Consider the following 22869-nt stretch of genomic DNA (forward strand, 5'->3'; position numbering starts at 1 on the left):
GAACATGACAGAGGCGACCCAGCGGCCCAAGGCTCGCGACCTGAACCAGGTGATCCGCTACACGATGTGGTCGGTGTTCAAGACCACCGAGCAGTGCCCGAGCAACCGCGAGGGCATGGCCGACGAGGTCGGCGAACTGCTGGAGCAGGCGGCCGGCAAGGACGTGGTGACGCGCGGCTGCTACGACGTGGGCGGCTTCCGCGCCGACGCCGACTACATGTTCTGGTGGCACGCGCCCTCGGCCGAGGACCTGCAGGACGTCTACTCCAGGTTCCGGCGCACCACGCTGGGCAGGCTGAGCACCCCCGTGTGGTCGGCGATGGCGCTGCACCGGCCGGCGGAGTTCAACAAGTCGCACGTCCCCGCCTTCCTGGCGGAGGAGGAGCCCAGGGGGTTCGTGTGCGTCTATCCCTTCGTGCGCTCCCTCGAGTGGTACCTGCTCGACGACGGCGAGCGGCGCAGGATGCTGGCCGAGCACGGGATGATGGCGCGCGAGTACCCCGACGTCAGGTCCAACACGGTGGCCTGCTTCGCGCTCAACGACTTCGAGTGGATGCTCGCCTTCGAGGCCGACGAGCTGCACCGGATCGTCGACCTCATGCGCCACCTGCGCGGGGCCGAGGCCAGGAGGCACACCAGGATCGAGGTGCCGTTCTACACCGGCGTCCGCAAGCCGGTCGGGGAGCTGATCGCCGCCCTTCCCTGACAATGTGTGATCTCCCGCGCCTGATCCGCCGTCCTTTGCCATAATCAGGTAAATCCCCTGTCCTAGTGAGGCAAAGGGTGGACGAAGGCGGGAGCCTGGCACGTTCCAGGCGTGGGTCACGGCGCGGCCGGCGGCGCAAGAGGTCGCGCGGGCCGTGGCTGCTGAAGGGTTCGGTCGCGGGGGCGGCGCTGGTGGTCGCCGGGCTGGCGGCCGGGGGCGGGATGCTGGCGCGGGAACGCTCCGCGCAGGGCACGACGCCCCTTCCCTTCGCGGCGGACGCCACCGGCGCGGCGGAGCGGGGCCGCGCGCCAGGCGCGGCGGGCGGGGCCGGCCCGGCCGTGCAGGACGGTGCCATCAGGGACGGTGCCGTGCGGGACGGTGCCGTGCGGGACGGTGCCGCGAAGGACGGTGCCGCGAAGGACGGTGCGGGGGCGAACCGGGCGGTGGCCACCCAGGCGGGCGCGCCGGTGTCCGCCTCGCCCGCGCCGGAGCCCCCGCCGCCCGCCCCGGCGAGCGTGAAGGACGCGAAGGAGACGAGCGGCCACACCGACGAGAAGGCCGCCGCGTACTTCGAGAAGCGCTGGGGGAACGACAAGGCGGCCAAGCGGCTCAAGGACATCCGCACCGTCGGCGGATACCTGCGCATCTACACCGACCTGCCGGAGTCGGCCGACAACTCCGCGCAGGCCATCACCCTGTGCCGGCGGGGCCTGGAGTACCTACGGGAGATGGGCGAGGAGCGGCCCGTGGTCTTCGTCCAGGCCGAGTTCGGCGAGAACGGCAACCCCGTGCTGGCCAACGTGCTCGGCCCCGACGACGGCGACTGCAGGGTCACCCACCCCGAACCGGACTGACCTCCGCTACCGCTGGGGCTCCAGCCGTACGGAGACGGAGTTGATGCAGTAGCGGTCGTCGGTCGGGGTCGGATAGCCCTCGCCGTGGAAGACGTGGCCCAGGTGCGAGTCGCAGCGGGCGCAGCGCACCTCGGTGCGCACCATGCCGTGGGAGTGGTCCTCGATCAGCGTGACCGCTTCCGACTCCGACGGCTCGAAGAAGCTCGGCCACCCGCAGTGCGACTCGAACTTCGCGTCAGACCTGAACAGCTCGGCGCCGCAGGCGCGGCAGGAGTAGACGCCCTCGGTCTTGGTGTCGACGTACTCGCCGGTGAAGGGGCGCTCGGTGCCCGCCTCCCTGAGCACGTGGTACTCCTCGGGGGACAACTGCGCGCGCCACTCGGCATCGCTCTTGACGACCTTGTCCATGACCCCACCTTACTGATGAGCGGCGCCCGCGCCGCCGGCCGGCTCCGGAGAAGAATCTCCATGGGCGAAGCATCCTTTCTGGGGTATTTCAGCGTCTTTGTCTATGGGGAGGTGCGGCATCTCCTCCCCAAGAGGGGTGAGGCCGCTCGCCCGAGGGCCGTCGCCGCTGCACAGCCACGCCCGTGCTGTGCGCCGGCGGTCCGCCGAGGCCGGCCGGACGGCGCGCCAGCGTCCGGTACGGCACAGGACGAACGGCCTTCCAGGTCCGTCCCGTCGAGTGCCCGGTCCCGCCACCGTGGCGGTCTCCGGGACGGACCGCCCATCCCTTCCCGGGATTCGGGGTAGGTTCAGCGCATGCCGTCACCTTTCATCGAGTTGGAGGTCGGGGAGCGCACCGTCAAGGTCACCAACCCCGACAAGGTGTACTTCCCGCAGATCGGAGCCACCAAGCGCGAGCTGGTGGAGTACTACGTCAGCGTCGGCGAGGGTGCGCTGCGCGCGCTCAAGGACCGGCCGACCCACCTCAAGCGGCACCCGGACGGCGTGGGCAGCGAGGCGATCTACCAGAAGCGGATGCCCGCCAAGCACCCCGAGTGGCTGGAGACGGTCACCGTGACCTTCCCCAGCGGCCGGACGGCCGACGCGCTCAGGGTGAGCGAGGTGGCCTCGATCGCCTACTGCGCCAACCTCGGCACCATCGACTTCCACCCGTGGCAGGTCCGCGCCGCCGACGTCGAGCACCCCGACGAGCTGCGCCTCGACATCGACCCGCAGCCGGGGCTCGGGTTCGACACCGCCCGCCGTACCGCCTTCCTGGCCCGCGAGGTGCTCGAGGAGGCCGGGATGACCGGCTTCGTGAAGACTTCGGGCAACAGGGGCGTGCACGTCGCGGTCAGGATCGAGCCCCGCTGGGACTTCGTCGAGGTACGGCACGCGGGCATCGCGCTGGCCAGGGCGATCGAGGACCGCGCGCCCGACCTGGTGACGACGGCATGGTGGAAGGAGGAGCGCGGGGAGCGCGTGTTCATCGACTTCAACCAGAACGCCAGGGACCGGACCGTGGCCAGCGCCTACTCGGTGCGGGCCAAGCCGTCCGCTCCCGTCTCCGCGCCGCTCACCTGGGAGGAGCTGGCCGACGCCGAGCCCGCCGACTTCGACATCAGGACCATGCCCGAGCGCTTCGCCCGGCTCGGCGACGTGCACGCGGCGATCGACGAGCGGGTCTTCTCGATCGAGCCGCTCCTGGAGTGGTACGCCAAGGACGATCGCGGCGACCTGCCGTACCCGCCGAACTATCCCAAGATGCCGGGCGAGCCCAAGCGGGTGCAGCCGAGCAAGGCGCGCGAAGAGTGACGTGTATCACTTGAATCACATTACTTGACGTCAGGTCCAATAGTTCGGAAGGCTCTCGGACTATGGCTTTGGCATCAGCACGACGGCTCGCCGCCGCGGGAGCGGTGACGGCCTTCATCGTCGGCGGCGTGACCATGGTGGCGGGTGTGGGCACCGCCATGGCGAGCGACTGCAAGCTCCTCGTCCTGGTCTGCGATGAGCCCGCGCAGGGCGGCGACCCCGGCGACCCGTGGAAGCCCGACGTCAAACTCCCCGACGTCCCGATTCCGCACGACACCTGGTCGAACGCCCCGGCGCCGGACGAGACCTGGTCCAACGCGCCGGCGCCGCACGACACCTGGTCGTCGGGCCCCGCGCAGCCGCCGCAGCCCGAGGCGCCCTGGAAGCCGGTCGACGAGGGCAGGCACCGCATGCCCGACGGCCCGCCGCAGACGGGAGCGGGCGGCCTGGCCGGCGGCGATCCGATGTGGCCGTTCGCGGCCGGCGGCGCGGCGCTGCTGACGGGAGCGGGCCTGGCCGGTTTCGCGCTACGGCGGGGGCGTCCCGCGCCGGCGGAGTGAGCGGGCCTCCTGTGCAGCGGCTCGTCCTCGCGGGCGCGGTGGTGGTCTCGCTCGCCGGGATCGCCCTGATCTGGTTCGGCGTCAGCGGAATGGTGACGGGCTCGGAGCCCGCGCCGGTCTCCGCCAGTCTCATGGGGAAGGCCCCGGCGAAGCTGCCGAAGGCAGGCGCGCCCGCGCTGACCGAGCCGCCCGAGGTGCTGGTCGGGCGGGTGGCCAAGCCGATGAAGGCGGCCCGGCCGAGCGCGGTCTACATCCCCAAGCTCGGCATCTCGGCGCCGCTCATGGAGCTCGGCGTCGACGCCAAGGGCGCGATAGAGAACCCGCCGCTCGACCATCCCAACGTGGCGGGGTGGTACCGGTACGCGCCGGTGCCGGGCGCGCGCGGCGCCGCGGTCATCACCGGACACCTCGACACCCGCACCGGGCCCGCGGTGTTCGCCAGGCTCAGCTCGATCAAACGCGGCGACCAGGTGCAGGTGATGCGGGCCGACAGGTCGGTGGCCATCTTCGTGGTGGACAAGGTCGAGCAGGTGGCCAAGCGGGTCTTTCCCACCAAGAAGGTCTTCGGGAAGGTGAAGTACGCCGGGCTGCGCCTGGTGACCTGCGGTGGCGTCTTCGACAGGAAGGCGCACAGCTACCAGGACAACACGATCGTCTACGCGCACCTGGCGCACGCCTACCACCCGGCGTCCTGACCGGGTCAGGGATCACGCGGCAGCCCCAGGGCGCGCTCGGCGACGATGTTGAGCTGCACCTCCGTGGTGCCGCCGCCGATGGTGAAGGCCCTGGTGGTGAGGATCATCCTGCTCCAGTGCGGGTCGGCGGGCGCCAGCGACCAGCAGAACTCCGAGATCGCCTGGGCGTGCCGCATGCCCAGCAGCTTCCTGACGCTGGAGGCCGTCCCCGAGTCGGTCCCCGCCAGCTGCGACAGCGTGACCCGTAGCCCGAGCGCCGAGATCGCCTGCCCCTCGGCCCACAGCCGTCCGGCGTGCTCGCGCTGGGCCTGCCGCAGGCCGGGCAGGCGCCGGAGGAGCTCCACCATGTCCGTGTGCTGCGAGCCCGGTCCCCAGCTGTCGCCGAGCGCCACCCTCTCGTGCGACAGCGTGTCGCGCGCGACCCGCCATCCGCCGTCCACCTCGCCCACGACCAGGTCGTCGGGGACGAAGACGTCGTCGAGGAAGACCTCGTTGAAGAGCTCCTCCCCGTTGATCTCCTTCAACGGCCGGACGGTCACGCCGGGCGCGGACATGTCGACCAGGAAGTAGGTGATCCCCTCGTGCTTGGGCTTGCCGGGGCTCGTCCTGGCCAGGCAGATGCCCCAGTGCGCGTACTGTGCCAGCGACGTCCAGATCTTCGACCCGCTGATCGACCAGCCGCCCTCGACCCGCACGGCTTTCGTGGACAGCCCCGCCAGGTCCGAGCCGGCTCCTGGTTCGCTGAACAGCTGGCACCAGACGATCTCGCCGGTGAACGTCTTCGGCAGGAAGCGGTCCTGCTGCTCCCGCGTGCCGTACCTGACGAGGGAGGGCACCGCCCACGCGGCGATGCCCAGGTTGGGCCGCCTCAGCCCGCGGAACTCCTGGTGGATGATCACCTGTTCCAGCGGGGACGCCCCTCGGCCCCACGGCTCGGGCAGGTGGGGCATGATCCAGCCCTCGCGGGCGAACCTGCCTAGCCTGGCCAGTGGTTCCTCCTCGGCCAGCTCCGCGGCCGTGGCCCTGATCCGCTCCCTGATGGGGGCGGCCTCCTGCGGGAGATCGGGCTCCATGGCCCTGCGCACGCCGCCGACGGCCAGCTCGGCGACCTCCTCCGCCCAGCTTCCCGGCTCGCCGGCCAGCATTCGCAGGGACAGGGCGCGCCGGTAGTAGCGGTGCGCGTCGTGCTCGAAGGTGTAGCCGATGCCGCCCAGCACCTGGATGGCGTCCGCGGCGCACCGGACCGCCGCGTCGGGCCCGAGCACCCCGGCCGCTCCCGCCGCCAGCCGCGCCTCGTCGGTGAGCGGCCCTCCCGCGGAGTCGAGGGCGCGGGCGGCGTCCCACACGGCGGCCCGCGCCTGTTCCAGCGCCACCAGCGCCGCCGCCACCCGGTGCTTGACCCCCTGGAACTGCCCGATCGGCCGGCCGAACTGCTCGCGGACCTTCGCGTGGTCGGCGGCCGTCGCCACCGCCCACGCCGCCACCCCGCAGGCCTCGGCGCCGAGCAGTACCGCGGCCAGCTCGCGCACCGGCACCGCGTCCAGCGCCCGATCCTCAGGGACGGCCCGCGCCACGACGCGCACCAGCGGGCGCGAGAGGTCGATGCTCTCGACCGGCTCCACCTCGACGTCGGACCGGTCGAGCAAGGCCCATCCGTCGGTCACGGGCAGCAGGAAGAGGTCGGCCTCTGGCGAGCCCAGCCCGTGTCCGTCCAGCACGACGGCCGCCGTGGCCGTGCCGTCGGCCAGTCCGGGCAGCAGCGCGGGACAGCGGCCCGACCGCGCCAGGACCGCCGAGACCAGCACGGTCGGCAGGTAGGGCCCCTCGACGAGCCCCTCGCCCAGCGCCTCCAGCGCCACCGCCAGCTCCACCAGCCCGTAGCCCTGCCCGCCGGCGTCCTCGGGCAGATGCAGCCCCAGCACCCCCTGCGCGGCCAGCGCCCCGTGCTCCGGCTTCCGCGCGACGAGCCCGCGGACGGACGCCGCGAGGGCGAGATGTTCCTCTGTCAGTGCGATGCCCATGCGCCAGAATCTAGAACCTTATTCGGTCAATGACCAGACCCGCACCGGTCGCGGGGCGGGGAGTACCGGCCCGCCGACCGCATCCTGGTCAGGCACCGGGGGAGGGCCGCGGTCACAGATTGATGATCGCGGCCTTCTCCCTGGTGTACTCCAGCACCGCGTCGTGCCCGTATCCGCTGTCCTTCACGCCCCCGAACGGCAGCCCCGGCGGCATCTGGCGGAAGGTGTTGACCCACACCGTGCCGCACTCCAGGTCGCGCACGAACCGGTGGGCGCGCCCGAGATCGCGCGTCCACACCCCGGCGGCCAGCCCGTAGGACGAGTCGTTGGCCAGGGCGAGCGCCTCCTCGTCGGTGTCGAACGGCAGCGCCACCGCGACCGGCCCGAAGATCTCCTCCTGGCAGATCCGCAGCGCGTTGTCGGTGACGGCGTAGAGCGTCGGCGCGACCCAGTACCCGCCCGGCAGGTCCGGCACCACCTCGGCGCCGGTCCGCCCGCCGAAGACGAGCTCGGCGCCCTCCTTCTCGGCGATCTCCAGGTAGGAGGCGACCCGCTCGTACTGCCCCGCCGACACGATAGGGCCCATCGTGGTCGCCAGGTCGAGGGGGTCGCCGAGGACCAGCCCCGCGGCGGTGGCGGAGATCCGCTCCAGCATCTCCGCCCAGACCGAGCGGTGGATGAGGATGCGTGATCCCGCGACGCACACCTGGCCCGCGTTGCCCGTGTAGATGGAGTTCACCGTCACGCCCTGGGTGGCGGCGTCGAGGTCGGCGTCGGGGAAGACGATGTTCGGCGACTTGCCGCCCAGCTCGAAGGTGAGCGGCTTGATCCCGGCGGCCTGGGTGATGGCCACCCCGGTCTGGGTGGACCCGGTGAGGCTGATCTTGTTGACGCCGCGATGCCGTACCAGCGCCTCTCCGACGTCCTCGCCCATCCCGGAGACGAGATTGAGCACCCCTGGTGGCAGCACGTCGGCGAGCAGTTCGCCCAGGCGCAGTACCGAGGCGCTGGCCTGCTCGGCCGGCTTGACGATCACCGTGTTCCCAGCGGCCAGCGCGAAGGCGGCCTTGGCGGAGAAGGTGGAGATCGGGGAGTTCCACGGGATGATCGCCAGCGCCACCCCGTACGGTTCCCGCCTGGTCAGCCCGAGGCTGTCGGGGCCCAGGATGACCGTGTCGCCCCTGACCGCGTCGATCACCTGCCCCGCGGCCAGCTCCCACAGGAACCGCATGCCGGGCAGGTCACGCCTGAGCGTGTCGCGCAGGATGCGGCCGTTGTCACGCGTCTCGATCGTGGCCAGTTCCTCGGCGTGCTCGGCGAAGACCGCCGCCACCTGCCGCAGGACGTGCGCCCTGCCGAGGGCGGGCATTCCCGACCAGGCGGGCAGCGCCGCGCGGGCGGCCGCCACAGCGGCCTCGGCGTCGGCCTTCCCGCCGGCGGGAACGCGGGCCCAGACCTCGCCGGTGGCGGGGTTGACCGAGTCGAGGGTACGGCCGTCGGCCGAGGGAACGAGCCTGCCGCCGATCAGGTTGCGATACTCCATCACGCAACCAAGCATATGCTTGCTTGACAGGTGACGGCTAGCGGCGCGGCGAGCCCAGCGTGAAGGCGATGTTGACCAGTGCGACGCCGCCCCACACCGCCAGGTAGGCCAGCAGGTCCGACTCGCCGATGGTGAGGGCGACGGTCGCGATCGTGCCCATCACGATGGAGACGATCGCCAGCGCCAGCCGCATCCCCGCGACGTTCTGCTGCTGCTTGAGTTCGCGCCGCACGTGACCGGCGTCGGCCACCATGCGCTCGTCGACGCGCCGGTCGACCTCCTTGCCCATCTTGTCGAGGAAGGACTCGATGATGGAGTCCTCGAAGTCGGGGCCGAGGTCGCGGCGTGCCGCGACGGCCGCGCGCAGCTCATCGCCAGTTGATGACGTCATAGATCGAGATATAACGCATCTTCTGGTCAGCGGGCAAGAATGTCATCAAGGTTGTACGAAATCGGCTTTTCGAGCTGCTCATACGTGCAGGATTCGGGCGTCCGGTCCGGACGCCAGCGGCGAAACTGCGCGGTGTGCCGGAACCTGTCGCCCTCCATGCTGTCGTAGGCCACCTCGATCACCAGCTCGGGCCTGAGCGGGATGAACGACAGGTCCTTCTTGGCGTTCCACCGCGAGACCGCGCCGGGCATGCGCTGCCCGCCGCTCGACGGCGTGGCCGCCGGCTGGCCCGCCCGCAGCAGGGCCTGGTCGGCCCACTCGCCCCATGGGTGCTCGCCCAGCTGGGCGAGATAGGGCTTGAGCTCCTCCACCAGCTCCGCCCTGCGCGCCATCGGGAAGGAGGCCGCCACGCCCACGTGGTGCAGCCTGCCGTCGGGACCGTAGAGCCCGAGCAGCAGCGACCCCACGATCGGCCCGCTCTTGTGCTCGCGGTACCCGGCGATCACCACGTCGGCCGTGCGCTCGTGCTTGACCTTGAACATGGTGCGCTTGTCGGGCACGTACGGCTGGTCGCCCGGCTTCACGATGATGCCGTCGAGCCCGGCCCCCTCGAACGTCTGGAACCACTCCGCCGCCTGCGCGTCGTCGGTGGTCACCGGGGTGAGCCTGATCGACCCGCCGGCCTCGGGGAAGATGCTCTCCAGCCGCGCGCGGCGCTCGGTGAAGGGCGCCTCCATCAGCCCCTCCGAGCCCAGCGCGAGCAGGTCGAAGGCCACGAACGAGGCGGGCGTCTGCTCGGAGAGCATCTTCACCCGCGAGGCGGCGGGATGGATGCGCTGCTGCAGTGCCTCGAAGTCGAGCTCCTGCCCCCTGCGCAGCACGATCTCGCCGTCGACCACGCACTTGTCCGGCAGCTCGGCCCTGACCGCCGCCACCAGTTCGGGGAAGTAGCGCGTGAAGGGCCGCTCGTTGCGGCTGCCGAGGAAGACCTCGTCGCCGTCGCGGAAGATGATGCAGCGAAAGCCGTCCCACTTCGGCTCGTAGAACAGCGTGCCGTCCTGCTTGGGCATGCCCTTGACCGCCTTGGCCAGCATCGGCGCGACCGGCGGCAGCACGGGCAGGTCGAGGTGGAACTCGAGTTCGTCGTCCATGTCTACTCCCTGATGTATCGGCAGAAGAGGACGCCCTCCTCCTCCAGCACCTGCGCCAGACGCAGGTTCACCTGACTGGTCGCGCCGTTCAGGATGCGCGCCGCGCCGCCTCCGATCAACATCGGGCTCACCGACAGGCACAGCTCGTCGATGAGGCCCGCCGCGGAGAGCTGCCCGTTGAGCCTGGGGCCGCCCTCGCAGAGGATCCTCGTGAGCCCGCGCTCGTGCAGGGCGGCGAGCGCCAGGTTGAGCTCGACCCGGTCGTCGCCGGCGACGATCACCTCGGCCCGCTCGGCCGCCTCGGCCCTGCGGTCCTTCGGCGCGGCCTCGCAGGTGATCACGATGGTCCTGGCATCGGGCGTGGTCTCGGTGAACAGCGAGCTGCCCAGGTCGAGGTCGAGGCGGCGGGTCACCACCGCGACGGGCGGCGCGGGCGGGCGCCCCTCGCGCAGCGGCAGCCACGACTCACGGGGCTTGGCGGGGCCGTAGCCCTCGGTCCTGACCGTGGACGCGCCCGCGAGGACGACGTCGGAGAGCCCGCGCAGGACCCCGAAGACGCGCCTGTCGCCCTTGCTGGACAGGCCACCGGACAGGCCCTTGATCCACGCTCCGCCGTCGGCGCTCGCCACCATGTTGACGCGCAGCCATGGCCGGTCGGCGGGGTAGGCGTAGGCCTGCGGAATGTCCGGATCGTCTGTTATGTCGGGATGGATGCGACGCACCCCTCTACCTTGGCACACCACCCCGACAAACCGAGGTGAGGGGCGTTATTAGCAGTTTGGTGTATCAGAGGACGTACATAGCGGTTTGTGCATAACGTGGCGGCAGGGATCGGGGATTCAGGGAGGCCCGGTGGGTCTGGTCACGGTTGCCGCATGGGTGATCAACGCTCTGATCGGCGTCTACCTGCTCTACCTCTGGCTGTCGGGCGGCGGCCTGCGGCAACAGGCGACCAAGGTCACCCGGTTCCCGACGACGTTGATCTTCTCCCACCCCGCGCTGGCCGTCACGGCCCTGGCCTGCTGGGTGGGCCACCTGCTGACCGGCCTGCGCCTGCTGGCCTGGCTGGCCTTCGGGGTGCTGTCGGCCGCCGCGCTGCTGGGCTTCACCATGTTCACCCGATGGCTGGGCGGCGGCCGGCACGCCAGAGGCGCCGAGCAGCGCTTCCCGATGCTGGCGGTGGTGGCGCACGGCGTGGTCGGGCTGACGACGTTCGTCCTGGTGCTGGTGGCCGCCGCGTCGAGCGGCTAGCCGGGCGGGACGGGGACCTTCCGCGGGTGGCGCAGCACCTGGATGCTCCTGGAGGTGACCTCCACCCGCGCGCCGGGCGCGAGCTGCTCGTCGGGATACGGGTCTTCACGCGGCGTGTCGTCGTTGGTGTCGAGCACGACCACCCACGAGGCGGCGAACTCGGCCCCCGGCAGCGTGAACGTCATGTCCTCGTGGTGGGCGTTGATCAGCAGCAGGAACGAGTCGTCGACGATCCGCTCGCCGCGCGGGCCGGGCTCGGTGATCGCCTCGCCGTTGAGGTAGACGCCCATCGACTTGGCGTAGCCGGTGTGCCAGTCGCCCGCGCTCATCTCGGCGCCGGCGGGGGTCAGCCAGACCAGGTCGCGCCTGCCGTCCTCGGCGGTGCGGCCGCGGAAGAAGCGGCGGCGCTGGAAGACCGGGTGCTCGCGGCGCAGGCGCGACAGCGCCCGCACGAAGTCGAGCAGCCCGTTCTCGGTGCGGGCCAGCGACCAGTCGACCCAGGAGATGTCGTTGTCCTGGCAGTAGGCGTTGTTGTTGCCGCGCTGGGTGCGGCCGAGCTCGTCGCCGTGCGAGATCATCGGCACGCCCTGCGACAGGAACAGCGTGGCCAGGAAGTTGCGGCGCTGGCGGTGGCGCAGCCTGACGATCTCGGGATCCTCGACCGGCCCCTCGGCGCCGCAGTTCCACGAGCGGTTGTCGTCGGTGCCGTCGCGGTTCTCCTCGCCGTTCTCCTCGTTGTGCTTGCGGTTGTAGGAGACCAGGTCGTTGAGGGTGAACCCGTCGTGGCAGGTGACGAAGTTGATGGAGGCGACGGGACGGCGGCCGGAGGAGGCGTAGAGATCGGCCGAGCCGGCCAGCCTGGAGGCGAACTCGGGCAGCGCCGAGCCGGTGCCGCGCCAGAAGTCGCGCACCGAGTCGCGGTACTTGCCGTTCCACTCCGTCCACAGGGGCGGGAAGTTGCCGACCTGGTAGCCGCCTGGACCGACGTCCCACGGCTCGGCGATCAGCTTGACCTGCGAGATCACCGGGTCCTGCTGGATGAGGTCGAAGAAGGCGCTGAGCCGGTCGACGTCGTGCAGCTCGCGGGCCAGCGCGGCGGCCAGGTCGAAGCGGAAGCCGTCGACGTGCATGTCGAGGACCCAGTAGCGCAGGGAGTCCATGATCAGCTGGAGCGCGTGCGGCGAGCGCACGTTGAGGCTGTTGCCGCAGCCGGTGTAGTCGAGGTAGTAGCGCCGGTCGCCGTCGTGCAGGCGGTAGTAGGCGCTGTTGTCGATGCCGCGGAAGCCGAGGGTCGGGCCCATGTGGTCGCCCTCGGCGGTGTGGTTGTAGACGACGTCGAGGATCACCTCGATGCCCGCCTCGTGCAGCGCCCGCACCATCGCCTTGAACTCGAGCACCTGCTCGCCGCGCTGCCCCGCGCTGGAGTAGGCGCCGTGCGGGGCCAGGTAGGCCATCGTGTTGTAGCCCCAGTAGTTGGTCAGCCCGCGGGCGACCAGGAAGTGCTCGGGGACGAAATGGTGCACGGGCATCAGCTCGACCGCGGTGACCCCGAGCGAGAGCAGGTGGTCGATGACCGCGGGGTGCCCGATGCCCGCGTAGGTGCCGCGCTGCTCCTCGGGGATCGACGGGTGGCGCATGGTGAGCCCGCGCACGTGCGCCTCGTAGATGACCGTCTGGTGGTACGGCGTGCGCGGCGACCTGTCGTTGCCCCACTCGAAGAACGGGTTGATGACCACGTTCTTCGGCATGTACGGCGCGCTGTCAACGGTGTTGATCTTGGCAGGGTCGGTGAAGTGGTACGGGAAGACCGCCTCGTTCCAGCGCAGTTCGCCCTCTATCGCCTTGGCGTAGGGGTCCAGTAGCAGCTTGGCGGGGTTGCAGCGGTAGCCGCGGGAGGGATCGTAGGGGCCGTGGACGCGGTAGCCGTACCGCTGGCCAGGGGCGATCCCCGGTAGGTAGCCATGCCACACGAAGCCGTCGACCTCGGGCAGGTCGAGGCGTTCTTCTGAGCCGTCATCGTGAAACAGGCACAGCTCGATCCGCTCGGCGACCTCGGAGAACACCGCGAAGCTGGTGCCCACACCGTCCCAGGTGCCGCCGAGTGGATAGGGCTCGCCCGGCCAGACCTCTCGCATGTGGCCCAATTGTCGCACGTGTCCGCCCCTTCGTCGCCAGGACGGCTCTAGCACCTCACCTGGAGTTCCACATTCGGTCATCTGAGCGGCCTCCCGCGCTGCCCGGGAGGCCGCGAGCACGTCAGGTGAGAAGCTCGGCGTTGAGCGAGATCATGGTGCCGGTCAGCGCCTTGCTCACCGGGCAGTTGGCCTTCGCCGTCTCGGCCGCCTCCTGGAACTGGTCGGCGGTGATGCCCGGCACGTGGGCGCGCACGCTGAGCACGATGCCCGTGATGCCCTCACCCGGCTGGAACGTCACGTCCGCCTTGGTCTCGACGGTCTGCGGAGGCGTGCCCGCCTGCGCGAGCCCGTGGGAGAGGGCCATGGAGAAGCACGAGGAGTGGGCCGCCGCGATGAGCTCCTCCGGCGAGGTCTTCCCGTTCGCGTTCTCGGCCCGCGAAGGCCAGGAGACGTCGAAGGTGCCGACCTTCGAGGTGTCGAGCGAAACGGTGCCCGAACCATCGAGCAGCGCGCCCTTCCACTGCGTCGTCGCGGTACGAGTGGTCGCCATGGCGTTGTCCTTTCGCTGGAAAATCCCAACATATCCCGGTTACCGTCCGTGAGCGGGCACGGGCCTGGCGTGTCATCGCGCGGCGGCGCGATGGCCGATCAGGCGCAGCCGCGCGAGGAGCCGGTCCGCAGGCAGGCCCAGCCGGCCCGGCCCACCGGGTCGGCGTGGCCCTGCGGCAGCGTGTCGCGGCTGCCGGTGTCGGGGCGGAAGACCTTGACCGTCGCGCCGTTCCTGGCGCCACGCAGCAGCAGGTCGCCCGCGTGGTTGTTGTGCGTCGAACCGAACCCGCCGATGCGAAGGTCGGTCCACCTGTCGGCGGCGCTCAGCACCCACTGCGTGCCGGCGTAGCCCGCCTTCTCCCAGAAGCAGGCCACGCCCGAGTCGCAGTCGCCGAGGCCGTCGAAGTGCTCGCACGTCTCGGGGAAGACGTGGACGGCCAGCGCCCCGCCGTCGTAGGAGACGGTGTTGCCGTCGACCCGCGTGCCGCCGGGATGCCGTTCGAGCTGGGAGTCCAGCGCCCTGGCGGCGTCGGCCGCGCACGTGTCGGGCCGTACGGCCGCCTGGGCGGCGGGGACCGGCAGAAAGGTGACGAGCAGCGCCGAAGCGACCGCGAGCCTGGTTTTCACACACGCTCCTTGCTGGGTGGCCGAACCAGAAGTGACCACGGAACGTTAGCGCGTGATGACGCTGCGTGTAATCAAAACCGGTCCCGCTCAGGCCTCCAGCATGGTCCTGGCCTCTTCGGCCAGCTCACGGGCGTAGTCGTCGGCGCTGCCCGCCAGTACCCGCTCGATCCCCGCCCTGGCCCTCTCGTCCTTGCGCGTCGCCAGCCCGTGGGCGGCCTCGGCGACGGTGTGCAGGTCGGTGTCGGACAGCCGCGCGGCCAGCGCCTCGCGAATGCCGGGAGTGTCGGCGTCCAGGTTGGCCAGCCCGGCGGTGGCCCAGTCGCGGACCTCCTCGTCGGGGTCCTCCGTCATCTCGATCAGCAGCGCCAGGCCCTCGGCGTGGTCCTGCGGCAGCACGTCGGCCAGCGCGATGGCGTCCGTCATCGTCCGCGTGTGCCCCGGCCTGCCGATGATGTCGAGGACCTGCGGCAGCGCCCTGGGGTCGCCCTGGTGGCCGAGGGCGGCCAGCACCGAGCGCAGCACCTGCGGGTTGCCCTCGGTGGTGGCCATCTTCTGCAGCAGCGGGAGAGTGCGTTCGCGGTAGGGCTTCTCGCCGTCAGGGGTGACACCGAACTGGGCGATCGCGTCGACGCCGAACTCGCGCTCGCGCGCGTCCTCGCTGACGCACAGCCTGGACAGCGCCTCGTAGGTCTCCTCGTCGGCGCGCTTTCCGAGGGTGTCGGCGACGATCCACCACGTCTCGGCGTCCTCGTCGGTGTCGCGGTGCGCGAGCGCCCGTGCGACCAGCTGGTCGACCGGCGTCTCGACACCCTGGGCCTCCTCCAGGAGCGTCGCGATCGCGGCGTGGCCGCGCTGCGCCTGGGCCTCCACGGTGCGCTCGCCGTCGGGCGTCAGCGCCGTCACCGTGACCAGCTCGGTGCCGTCCTTGGCGTACTGCCTGGTCACGACGTACTGCCGGTCGTCGGGCCCGTCGTGCTGCAGCTGGTCGAGCAGCGCGCTCTCCAGGTGCACGCCGACCCAGTCGGCCGCGATGTCGAGCGGGGTGTCGCCGTCGCCGTCGTACTTCGACACGTCGGCGCCCGCCTCCAGCAGCACCTGCACCACGCCCAGCGCGCCGCGCCTGGCGGCCAGGGTCAGCGGCGTGTCACCGCTGTCGTTGGCGGTGTCCACGTCGGCGCCCGCCTCGATGAGCACCCTGGCGGTGTCGGCGTGCCCGTTGGCCGCCGCCCATGCCAGCGCCTGCCAGCCGCCCGGCTCCCTGCCGTTGACGTCGGCGCCGGCGGCCAGCAGCGCGCCCACGACCGCCACGTGGTCCCATGCCGCGGCCCCGCACAGCGGGAGCCCCTCGTCCTCGCCCTCGCTGACCACGTTGGGGTCGGCACCGGCGGCCAGCAGCTCGCTCACGGTCTCCAGGTTGCCAGCCAGCGCCGCCTGGTAGAGCTGTTCCTCATGCATGTCTCGGACCCTAGCGGTACGGCGGCGCCCACGGGCGCACCCACCGCCCGTATGCCAGGCGATGGACGGCCACCGCCGGACAGCTGGACGCCCCGGCGCAGGCGGTGCGAGGTGACGTCGGGGTGCGCGCGGCCACCCATCGGATCTGGCCGAGGCGACGCGTGGTCGTCCATTGGCTTGGCCGAGGCGGCGTGCCAAGCCGATGCTTCCGGGTGGGGGAGGACCTGCACGCTGGGCGACGGTGGCGGTGGCGCGGTAGGGCCGTGGCGGGGCCTTGGGGAGTGTGAGCCGATCGAGGTTTGACCCTCCGCAGGGGCGACAAAACGCGATATGTTGCGTCTATGAGTGAACCGGGGGAACTGCGCGCCTCTGACGAGGAAAGGGAGGCCGTCGTCGAGCGGCTGCGGGTCGCCTCCGTCGAGGGCAGGCTGACGCTGGTCGAGCTGACCGACCGGACCGAGGCGGCCTACCTGGCGACCACGCACGCCCAGCTGGCGATGCTCACCCAGGACCTGCCCGCAGAGGGTGCGCGGGCGGCGCTGCCCGTCTCGGCGCCCTCCCGCAAGCGGCGCTGGTTCGTGGCGATCATGGGCGACACCAAGCGGCGCGGCAAGTGGAAGGTGGAGCAGGAGCTCGGCGCGGTGGCCGTGATGGGCGACGTGCTGCTCGACCTGCGCGAGGCCGAGGTGCGCACCGACGTCATCGACGTCACCGCGATCTCCGTGATGGGCGATGTGAAGATCATCGTGCCCGACGGCGTGGACGTGGACCTCGACGGCATGGCCATCATGGGCGACAAGAAGGTCGACGTGATGGAGGCGGCGCCCGGGATGAACGTCCCGGTGGTGCGCGTGCACGGCTACGCCGTCATGGGCGACGTCAAGGTGATCGGCGACTCCAGGGCCAAGCCGATCAAGCGCGGCTGGTCGGCGTGGCGCGACCATCTCGGGCTGAGCCGGGAGCACCTCGGGCTCGGCCGCGAGCAGACGTGGGGCGATCCCCGGCAACTCGGCCGCGACTGACGTTGGCCGCCGGGCTCAGGCAGCCGGGCCGCGACTGACCGTTCGCCGCCGAGGGCTCAGGCGGGCACCCTGACCGGCTCGTGCCGCAGGGCGCTCGTGTAACGCTCCAGCACGACCTCCACGACCTCGGGGGAGGGGCCGAGCACGTCGGCCACCACGTCGGCGCCCGCGGCCAGCGCGTCGCGGCGCACCTTGTCGGCGAAGAACCCGGGGGCGAGCAGGTACGGCGCGACGGCCACCCTGGGCGCTCCCGCGGCCCGCAACGCCGCGACGGCCTCGGCGGGAGTCGGTCCCGCGGCGGAGGCGTAGGCGGTAACCACGCCCCACCACCCGGCGCCCGGCGATCCACCCTCGCGCGCCCTCCCGAGTCCGCTCTCGTGCGCCGTCTTGAGATCGCTCCCGGGTGTCCGCCCGAGAGCGTGCGCCTCCAGGCGACGGGCGGCGGACTTCTCGGCGCCTCCCCGGAGCCTGGGCACGTCCCACGAGGTCGACCAGGTGCTCGCGAGCTCGGCGATGACGGCGTTGGCCCTGGCGTCGCTCGAACCCGCCGACACCAGCACCAGCGCCGTGTCAGGGTCGCCGCGCCGTACCCCTGCCTCGGACAGGCGGCGCTCCAGCGCCCGCAGCAGCAGCGGGTGCGGGCCCAGCGTCGTGCCGTACCGCACCCGCAGGAGCGGGTCGCGGGCGCGCGCCTCGGCGAGGGCGGCGGGCAGGTCGACGCGGCTGTGGTAGGCCTCCGTCAGCAGCAGCGGCAGCACGACCGCCTCGCGCAGGCCGTGCAGCGCCTGGCCGAGCGTGGGCGGCCCGTGGTCGAGGTAGGCCGAGCGGACCGGCAGGTCGGGCCGCGCCTGGCGGACCCGGTCGAGGAGGGCCTCCACGGTCGCGGCGGCGCGCGGGTCGCGAGACCCGTGCGCCACCGCGACCAACGGGACCGCGCCCCTGCCAAGGCGTGTCCCCTCACCCACCGGATGCCGGCCGGCGGGGGTCAGCGGCGCCGGGATCAAAGGTGAATGCCGCATTCGGTCTTTCCCATGCCCGCCCAGCGGCCGCTGCGCGGGTCCTCGCCGTCGGCGACCTGGCGGGTGCAGGGCGCGCAGCCGATCGAGGGGTAGTTGTCGTAGTGCAGCGGGTTGATCAGGACGCCGTTGTCGGCCATGTAGTTGTCGACGTCGTCCTGGGTCCACCTGGCGATCGGGTTGACCTTGACCATCTGGCGCTTGGCGTCCCACTCCACGACCTTGGTGCCGGTGCGGGTGGGCGACTCGTCGCGGCGGATGCCGGAGATCCAGGCGAGGTACGGCTCCAGCGCCCGGTTCAGCGGCTCCACCTTGCGCAGGTAGCAGCACAGGTCGGGATTGCGGCCGAACAGGCGGGGACCGAGGTCGCGCTCCTGTTCGGCGACAGTCCTGGAGGGCTGCACGTTGATCACGTTGACGTCATAGACCTGCTGGACCGCGTCACGGGTGCCGATCGTCTCGGCGAAGTGGTAACCCGTGTCGATGAACAGCACGTCGACCCCCGGCTTCACCCTGCTCACCAGGTCGATCAGCAGGGCGTCGCTCATCGAGGACGTCAGGCACAACCGGTCGCCGAACGTCGCGGCCGCCCAGCGGATGATCTCGCGGGCGGGGGCGTCCTCCAGGAACACGGCGGCGGACTCGACGATGGCCTGCAGGTCGAGCGTGCCGCGCTGTTCTCTTAACGTGATTTCGAGATCGACCAGCGTCATATCTTCACTCCGATTCCAAGAAACTTCAGCTTGAAGGCCCGGGCGCAGGACCTGCAGTACCAGCCGCCGTCGCCCTCGTAGGGCTCGAGGTCCTCGTCGCCGCAGTAGGGGCAGTGGAAGGGAACCGCTCGCTCGCTCATTTGAGATCCGCCTCGTCCGCTCGCTGGACCCAGTCGGCGAACGACTCGCCGTCCTTGCGCTGCTCGTCGAAGTGGGTCACGACGCGCTCCACGAAGTCGGGCAGGTCCTCGGCCGTCGTCTTCAGCCCGCGCACCTTGCGGCCGAAGCCCGGGTTGACGCCGAGGGAGCCGCCCAGGTGGATCTGGAAGCCCTCGACCTGCTCGCCCTTGTCGTCGACGACCAGCTGGCCCTTCAGCCCGATGTCGGCGACCTGGATGCGGGCGCACGAGTTGGGGCAGCCGTTGACGTTGATGGTGAGCGGCTCGGCGAAGGCCGGCAGCCGCTGCTCGAGCTCGTCGATCAGGTGGGCCGCCGTCGCCTTGGTCTCGACGATGGCGAGCTTGCAGTACTCGATGCCGGTGCAGGCCATCGTCTGGCGCCGGAAGGTGGAGGGGGTGACCTGCAGGTCGTTGGCCTCCAGCTCGGCCACCAGCGAGTCGACCTGATCGGGCGCGACGTCGAGGATGACCATCTTCTGCTCGACGGTGGTGCGCACCCTGGACGAGCCGTGGCGCTCGGCGAGGTCGGCGATCAGGTGCAGCTTGTCGCCGTCGACGCGGCCGACCTTGGGCGCGAAGCCGACGTAGAAGTTGCCGTCCTTCTGCGGGTGGACGCCGACGTGGTCGCGGCGGCTGTCGCGGGGCTGCTCCGGCGCCGGGCCGTCGGGCAGCTCCTCCTTCAGGTACTCCGTCTGGAGCACGTCGCGGAACTTCTCCACGCCCCAGTCGTTGACGAGGAACTTGATGCGGGCGCGGTGGCGCAGACGGCGGTAGCCGTAGTCGCGGAAGATGCCGATCACGCCGCCGTAGACGTCACCGACCTGGTCGGGACGGACGAACACGCCGATGCGCTTGCCGAACATCGGGTTGGTGGACAGGCCGCCGCCCACCCAAAGGTCGAAGCCCTTCTCCCCGTGCTCGTTGACGACCGCGACGAAGGCCACGTCGTTGATCTCGTGCACCGTGCAGTGGGCGGGGCAGCCCGAGATCGCCGACTTGAACTTGCGCGGCAGGTTGGAGTAGGCGGGGTCGCCGATGAAGCGGTCGTGCACCTCGCGGATCTGCTCCGTGGCGTCGAGCACCTCCTCGGAGTCGATGCCCGCCAGGGGGCAGCCCAGGATCACGCGAGGGGTGTCGCCACAGGCCTCGGTCGTCGACAGGCCCACGGCCTCGAGGCGCTCCCAGATGTCGGGCACGGCCTCGATCTCGATCCAGTGGTACTGGATGTTCTGCCGGTCGGTGAGGTCGGCGGTGCCCCTGCCGTACAGGTTGGAGATGTCGGCGAGCACCCGCAGCTGCTCCAGCGACAGCTGGCCGCCGTCGATGCGGACGCGGAGCATGAAGTAGCGGTCGTCGAGCTCCTCGGGCTCGAGGACGGCCGTCTTGCCGCCGTCGATGCCGGGCTTGCGCTGGGTGTACAGGCCGTACCACCGCATGCGTCCGCGCAGGTCGGCAGGGTCGATGGAGTCGAAGCCGCGCTTGGAGTACACGTCGATGATGCGCTGGCGGACGTTCAGCCCATCATCGTTCTTCTTGTTCTCCTCGTTCTTGTTGAGCGGCTCGCGGTAGCCGAGAGCCCACTGACCTTCGCCGCGCGGGCGCTTGTGATGCCGGCTGGCAGGGGTGGTCATAGCGCGTCCTTTGGGATCATGGGCGCGCGTTACCCTCCTCCTGCCTCTTCGTCGAGTGCAGGGGCTGAGCGTTGGGCTGGTGCGACGCGCGCGCCGTTACAGAAAACGGGAAGGAGTTAGCGGGCGTCGCTACAGATGGCACTGCGGACACGCTGAAGGTCGACGTGACGTCGCACGACGAGCATCGGGTCCGCTGGCATACCTCGAACCATACCTCGCTGGTCGGGTATGTCCAAGGCTGGGTCCACAGTCTGGACGATCTTCAGCCCTGGCGGGGCCAGTCGAGGTCCGATTCCTGGGGTCTCTCCTCGCTCTGGTGCTGGCAGTCGCACCACGAGCCGCCCTTGCACTCCTCGTGCCGCCGCTCCTTGCACTTCTCGCAGATCACCTCTTGATTATTCACCGTGGACTTCTTCGCAGAACTACTCGCCGACCTGCGCGCCGAGACCGCCGACCTGGAGGCGCTGCTGGAGGGCGCCGACTGGGAGCTGCCCACCCCCGCCGAGGGGTGGACCGTCCGCGACCAGGTCGGCCACCTGGCCTGGTTCGACGAGGCCGCCACCGGGGTGGTCACCGACCCCGGCTCGCTCCGCACGGACCTCTCCGTGGACGACCTCGTCGCGGAGGCGCGCGCGTTGCCGGCCGCCGAGGTGCACGCCTGGTTCCGTACGGCCCGCGCCCGCATGCTGGAGACCTTCGCCACGCTCGATCCCAGGACCAGGCTGCCGTGGTACGGCCCGCCGATGTCGGCCGCCTCCTTCGCCACCGCGCGGCTGATGGAGACGTGGGCGCACGGCCAGGACATCGCCGACGCGCTGGGCGTCACCCGGACCCCGACCCGCAGGCTCAGGCACGTGGCGACGCTGGGCGTGCGCGCCATGCCGTACGGGTTCGCGGTACGCGGCCTGCCCGCGCCCCGCGACCCCGTGCGGGTCGAGCTGACCATGCCGGACGGCACGCCGTGGACGGCCGGCCCCGAGGGGGCGGCGGACGTGGTGCGCGGCCCCATGCTCGGCTTCTGCCTGCTCGTCACCCAGCGTCGCCATCTCGACGACACCGGCCTCGTCGTGGAGGGCGCGACGGCCGCCCGCTGGATGGCGGTGGCGCAGGCGTTCGCGGGCCCGCCCGGGAAGGGCAGGGCTCCCTCAGGGAGGATTCAGGGCGATACCGGATGATCTCTTGGGACATGTCCTGACATGCTGTAACCATGCGGACAATCCTGAACGTCATCTGGCTGGTCCTGGCCGGGATCTGGCTCGCGATCGGCTACGTGATCGCCGGAATCATCTGCTGTGTCCTGATCGTCACGATCCCCTTCGGCATCGCCTCGTTCAGGATCGCCGCCTACGCGCTGTGGCCGTTCGGCAGGACCGTCGAGCGCGACCCCGACGCGGGGGCCATGTCGACCATCGGCAACGTCATCTGGCTGGTCTTCGCGGGCTGGTGGCTGGCGCTCGGGCACGTGATCACCGCGATCCCGCTGTTCCTCTCGATCATCGGCATCCCGCTCGGCGTGGCCAACATCAAGCTGATTCCGGTCTCCCTGCTGCCGCTCGGCGCGCGTATCGTCGATAGCTGACACGAGATCGGATTGTCACAGGTCATCGCGGGCAGTGACCGGTGACAACGAATACCTTGGTTGCCATGACGTCCACCGACGCACCGTCGCGCTCCAAACGGCGCGGCCCGCGGCTCAGCATGAGCCGCGCGAGGGAGCGGCTCAACTGGGTGAGCGACACCCGGTCGTGGGCCATCGTTCGCGCGTCCGTGGACGCGGGCGTCACCTACCGCGTCACCGGGCTGGCCGGAGAGGCCGCCTTCTTCGCGCTGCTGTCGCTGCCGCCGTTCGTCCTCGCGCTCATCGGCGTGCTGGCCAAGCTCGGCGTCTGGCTCGGGCCCACCATCGTCAACGAGGTGAAGACCTGGGTCGAGCAGCAGGCCGCCCTGCTGTTCACCCCCGAGGCCGTCGCCGGCGTGGTCACCCCGCTGATCGAGGACGTGCTGCGCGACGACGCGGGCAAGGTCTCGCTGATCTCGCTCGGCTTCCTGCTGTCGCTGTGGTCGGGCTCGCGGGCGCTCTACGTCTACGTGGATCTCATCTCCGTCGCCTACGGCCTGGGCGAGGAGCGCGGCATCATCCGCACCAGGCTGATGTCCTTCGGCCTCTACCTGATCGGCCTGGTGATCGGCATCATCGTCATGCCGGTGCTGGTCATCGGGCCGACCCTGCTGAAGGACGGGCTGCCGCCCGACTACGGCGTGCTCGTCGACGTCCTCTACTGGCCGATCGTGATCCTCGGCTCGGTCATGTTCCTGACCGTGCTCTACCACGTGAGCGTCCCCGTGCGCACCAGGTGGTACCGGGAACTGCCGGGGGCGATCCTGGCGCTGTTCCTGTGGATCATCTGCGCGGCGGTGCTGCGCGCGGTCCTGGCCGCCTGGATCTCGCCCGTCTCCATCTACGGCTCGCTGGCCACACCCATCGCCGTGCTGCTGTGGCTGTACATCACCGCGCTCGCCGTGCTCATCGGGGCGATACTGAACGCCGAGGTCGACCGGCTGTGGCCGGGGGAGGGGGCGACGAGGGCCAGCCGTACGGCCGGCTGACA

Annotated in this window: 26 protein-coding genes; 10 read left to right on the top strand and 16 right to left on the bottom strand. The window is 70.9% G+C overall.

What is annotated here, in order from left to right; genetic code table 11:
• Positions 1–4: 4 nt before the first annotated feature.
• The gene (gene hemQ / locus H4W81_RS05640) at positions 5–706 is read left to right on the top strand and encodes a hydrogen peroxide-dependent heme synthase (RefSeq protein WP_192773791.1); all 702 of its coding nucleotides are present in this window, start codon (positions 5–7) and stop codon (positions 704–706) included.
• A gap of 77 nt (positions 707–783) precedes the next feature.
• Entirely contained in the window at positions 784–1560 is a 777-nt protein-coding gene (locus H4W81_RS05645) for a hypothetical protein (protein WP_192773792.1), read from the top strand.
• Between the two features lie 6 nt (positions 1561–1566).
• Here H4W81_RS05645 and msrB read toward each other — a convergent pair whose 3' ends face one another.
• Positions 1567–1968: a peptide-methionine (R)-S-oxide reductase MsrB gene (gene msrB / locus H4W81_RS05650; protein ID WP_192773793.1), complete on the bottom strand. Its 402-nt coding sequence runs from the start codon at positions 1966–1968 to the stop codon at positions 1567–1569.
• A gap of 354 nt (positions 1969–2322) precedes the next feature.
• On the opposite strand from msrB, the gene ligD reads away from it, so the two are divergent.
• The 3 genes from ligD (at position 2323) to H4W81_RS05665 (ending at position 4576) form a co-directional block, all read left to right on the top strand.
• On the top strand, positions 2323–3321 hold the full coding sequence (gene ligD, locus H4W81_RS05655) for a non-homologous end-joining DNA ligase (protein ID WP_192773794.1): 999 nt from the start codon (positions 2323–2325) through the stop codon (positions 3319–3321).
• Between the two features lie 62 nt (positions 3322–3383).
• Complete coding sequence (locus H4W81_RS05660; RefSeq protein WP_192773795.1) at positions 3384–3881, top strand: hypothetical protein; 498 nt, start codon at positions 3384–3386, stop codon at positions 3879–3881.
• Positions 3882–3892: 11 nt separating this feature from the next.
• Positions 3893–4576 (top strand): class F sortase, encoded by a 684-nt coding sequence (locus H4W81_RS05665; protein ID WP_192773796.1) that lies wholly within the window; start codon positions 3893–3895, stop codon positions 4574–4576.
• A gap of 5 nt (positions 4577–4581) precedes the next feature.
• Here the strand turns inward: H4W81_RS05665 and H4W81_RS05670 are convergent, their stop codons facing one another.
• The 5 genes from H4W81_RS05670 to H4W81_RS05690 all read right to left on the bottom strand — a co-directional run bounded on the left by H4W81_RS05670 (position 4582) and on the right by H4W81_RS05690 (position 10404).
• The gene (locus tag H4W81_RS05670; RefSeq protein WP_192773797.1) at positions 4582–6597 is read right to left on the bottom strand and encodes an acyl-CoA dehydrogenase family protein; all 2016 of its coding nucleotides are present in this window, start codon (positions 6595–6597) and stop codon (positions 4582–4584) included.
• Between the two features lie 112 nt (positions 6598–6709).
• Positions 6710–8140 carry an aldehyde dehydrogenase family protein gene (locus H4W81_RS05675; protein ID WP_225959331.1) on the bottom strand — a complete coding sequence of 477 codons (1431 nt, stop codon included), beginning with the start codon at positions 8138–8140 and terminating at the stop codon, positions 6710–6712.
• Positions 8141–8177: 37 nt separating this feature from the next.
• Complete coding sequence (locus H4W81_RS05680) at positions 8178–8531, bottom strand: hypothetical protein (RefSeq protein ID WP_192773799.1); 354 nt, start codon at positions 8529–8531, stop codon at positions 8178–8180.
• A 26-nt stretch (positions 8532–8557) separates the two neighbouring features.
• A complete protein-coding gene (locus tag H4W81_RS05685; protein WP_192773800.1) occupies positions 8558–9682 on the bottom strand; it encodes an ATP-dependent DNA ligase in 1125 nt (374 codons plus the stop codon).
• A gap of 2 nt (positions 9683–9684) precedes the next feature.
• Positions 9685–10404, bottom strand: a complete 720-nt coding sequence (locus H4W81_RS05690) for a pyrimidine reductase family protein (protein ID WP_192773801.1) — start codon at positions 10402–10404, stop codon at positions 9685–9687.
• Positions 10405–10534: 130 nt separating this feature from the next.
• Between H4W81_RS05690 and H4W81_RS05695 the strand changes: the two genes are divergently transcribed.
• Positions 10535–10933 carry a hypothetical protein gene (locus H4W81_RS05695; RefSeq protein ID WP_192773802.1) on the top strand — a complete coding sequence of 133 codons (399 nt, stop codon included), beginning with the start codon at positions 10535–10537 and terminating at the stop codon, positions 10931–10933.
• Here H4W81_RS05695 and glgX read toward each other — a convergent pair.
• The 4 genes from glgX to H4W81_RS05715 all read right to left on the bottom strand — a co-directional run bounded on the left by glgX (position 10930) and on the right by H4W81_RS05715 (position 15699).
• Positions 10930–13068: a glycogen debranching protein GlgX gene (gene glgX / locus H4W81_RS05700; RefSeq protein ID WP_192773803.1), complete on the bottom strand. Its 2139-nt coding sequence runs from the start codon at positions 13066–13068 to the stop codon at positions 10930–10932. The two genes, H4W81_RS05695 and glgX, sit on opposite strands and share 4 nt — an antisense overlap.
• Positions 13069–13189: 121 nt before the next feature.
• Positions 13190–13618 carry an OsmC family protein gene (locus H4W81_RS05705; protein WP_192773804.1) on the bottom strand — a complete coding sequence of 143 codons (429 nt, stop codon included), beginning with the start codon at positions 13616–13618 and terminating at the stop codon, positions 13190–13192.
• Positions 13619–13716: 98 nt separating this feature from the next.
• The gene (locus H4W81_RS49165) at positions 13717–14244 is read right to left on the bottom strand and encodes a peptidase inhibitor family I36 protein (protein ID WP_192773805.1); all 528 of its coding nucleotides are present in this window, start codon (positions 14242–14244) and stop codon (positions 13717–13719) included.
• 87 nt (positions 14245–14331) lie between these two features.
• Complete coding sequence (locus H4W81_RS05715; protein WP_225958476.1) at positions 14332–15699, bottom strand: ankyrin repeat domain-containing protein; 1368 nt, start codon at positions 15697–15699, stop codon at positions 14332–14334.
• A gap of 341 nt (positions 15700–16040) precedes the next feature.
• Between H4W81_RS05715 and H4W81_RS05720 the strand changes: the two genes are divergently transcribed.
• On the top strand, positions 16041–16721 hold the full coding sequence (locus H4W81_RS05720; RefSeq protein WP_192773806.1) for a DUF1707 SHOCT-like domain-containing protein: 681 nt from the start codon (positions 16041–16043) through the stop codon (positions 16719–16721).
• 56 nt (positions 16722–16777) lie between these two features.
• Here the strand turns inward: H4W81_RS05720 and H4W81_RS46770 are convergent, their stop codons facing one another.
• The 6 genes from H4W81_RS46770 to H4W81_RS05745 form a co-directional block, all read right to left on the bottom strand.
• Positions 16778–17710 carry a sirohydrochlorin chelatase gene (locus H4W81_RS46770; protein WP_420538746.1) on the bottom strand — a complete coding sequence of 311 codons (933 nt, stop codon included), beginning with the start codon at positions 17708–17710 and terminating at the stop codon, positions 16778–16780.
• Between the two features lie 11 nt (positions 17711–17721).
• Positions 17722–18450: a phosphoadenylyl-sulfate reductase gene (locus H4W81_RS05730; protein ID WP_192773807.1), complete on the bottom strand. Its 729-nt coding sequence runs from the start codon at positions 18448–18450 to the stop codon at positions 17722–17724.
• Positions 18447–18590, bottom strand: coding sequence for a hypothetical protein (locus tag H4W81_RS05735; protein WP_020540751.1), 144 nt, complete (start codon positions 18588–18590; stop codon positions 18447–18449). The genes H4W81_RS05730 and H4W81_RS05735 overlap by 4 nt, the downstream gene beginning before the upstream one ends.
• Complete coding sequence (locus H4W81_RS05740) at positions 18587–20260, bottom strand: nitrite/sulfite reductase (RefSeq protein WP_192773808.1); 1674 nt, start codon at positions 20258–20260, stop codon at positions 18587–18589. The genes H4W81_RS05735 and H4W81_RS05740 overlap by 4 nt, the downstream gene beginning before the upstream one ends.
• Before the next feature lie 116 nt (positions 20261–20376).
• The gene (locus tag H4W81_RS49925; RefSeq protein WP_357596102.1) at positions 20377–20472 is read right to left on the bottom strand and encodes a putative leader peptide; all 96 of its coding nucleotides are present in this window, start codon (positions 20470–20472) and stop codon (positions 20377–20379) included.
• Positions 20473–20522: 50 nt separating this feature from the next.
• Complete coding sequence (locus H4W81_RS05745; protein WP_192773809.1) at positions 20523–20663, bottom strand: hypothetical protein; 141 nt, start codon at positions 20661–20663, stop codon at positions 20523–20525.
• Position 20664: 1 nt separating this feature from the next.
• On the opposite strand from H4W81_RS05745, the gene H4W81_RS05750 reads away from it, so the two are divergent.
• The 3 genes from H4W81_RS05750 to H4W81_RS05760 all read left to right on the top strand — a co-directional run bounded on the left by H4W81_RS05750 (position 20665) and on the right by H4W81_RS05760 (position 22867).
• Positions 20665–21435, top strand: coding sequence for a TIGR03084 family metal-binding protein (locus H4W81_RS05750; protein ID WP_192773810.1), 771 nt, complete (start codon positions 20665–20667; stop codon positions 21433–21435).
• Positions 21436–21467: 32 nt separating this feature from the next.
• Positions 21468–21839: a YccF domain-containing protein gene (locus H4W81_RS05755; RefSeq protein ID WP_192773811.1), complete on the top strand. Its 372-nt coding sequence runs from the start codon at positions 21468–21470 to the stop codon at positions 21837–21839.
• A gap of 65 nt (positions 21840–21904) precedes the next feature.
• On the top strand, positions 21905–22867 hold the full coding sequence (locus tag H4W81_RS05760; protein WP_225958477.1) for a YihY/virulence factor BrkB family protein: 963 nt from the start codon (positions 21905–21907) through the stop codon (positions 22865–22867).
• The last annotated feature ends 2 nt before the right edge of the window (positions 22868–22869 follow it).

Source organism: Nonomuraea africana, assembly GCF_014873535.1.
GTDB lineage: Bacteria > Actinomycetota > Actinomycetes > Streptosporangiales > Streptosporangiaceae > Nonomuraea > Nonomuraea africana.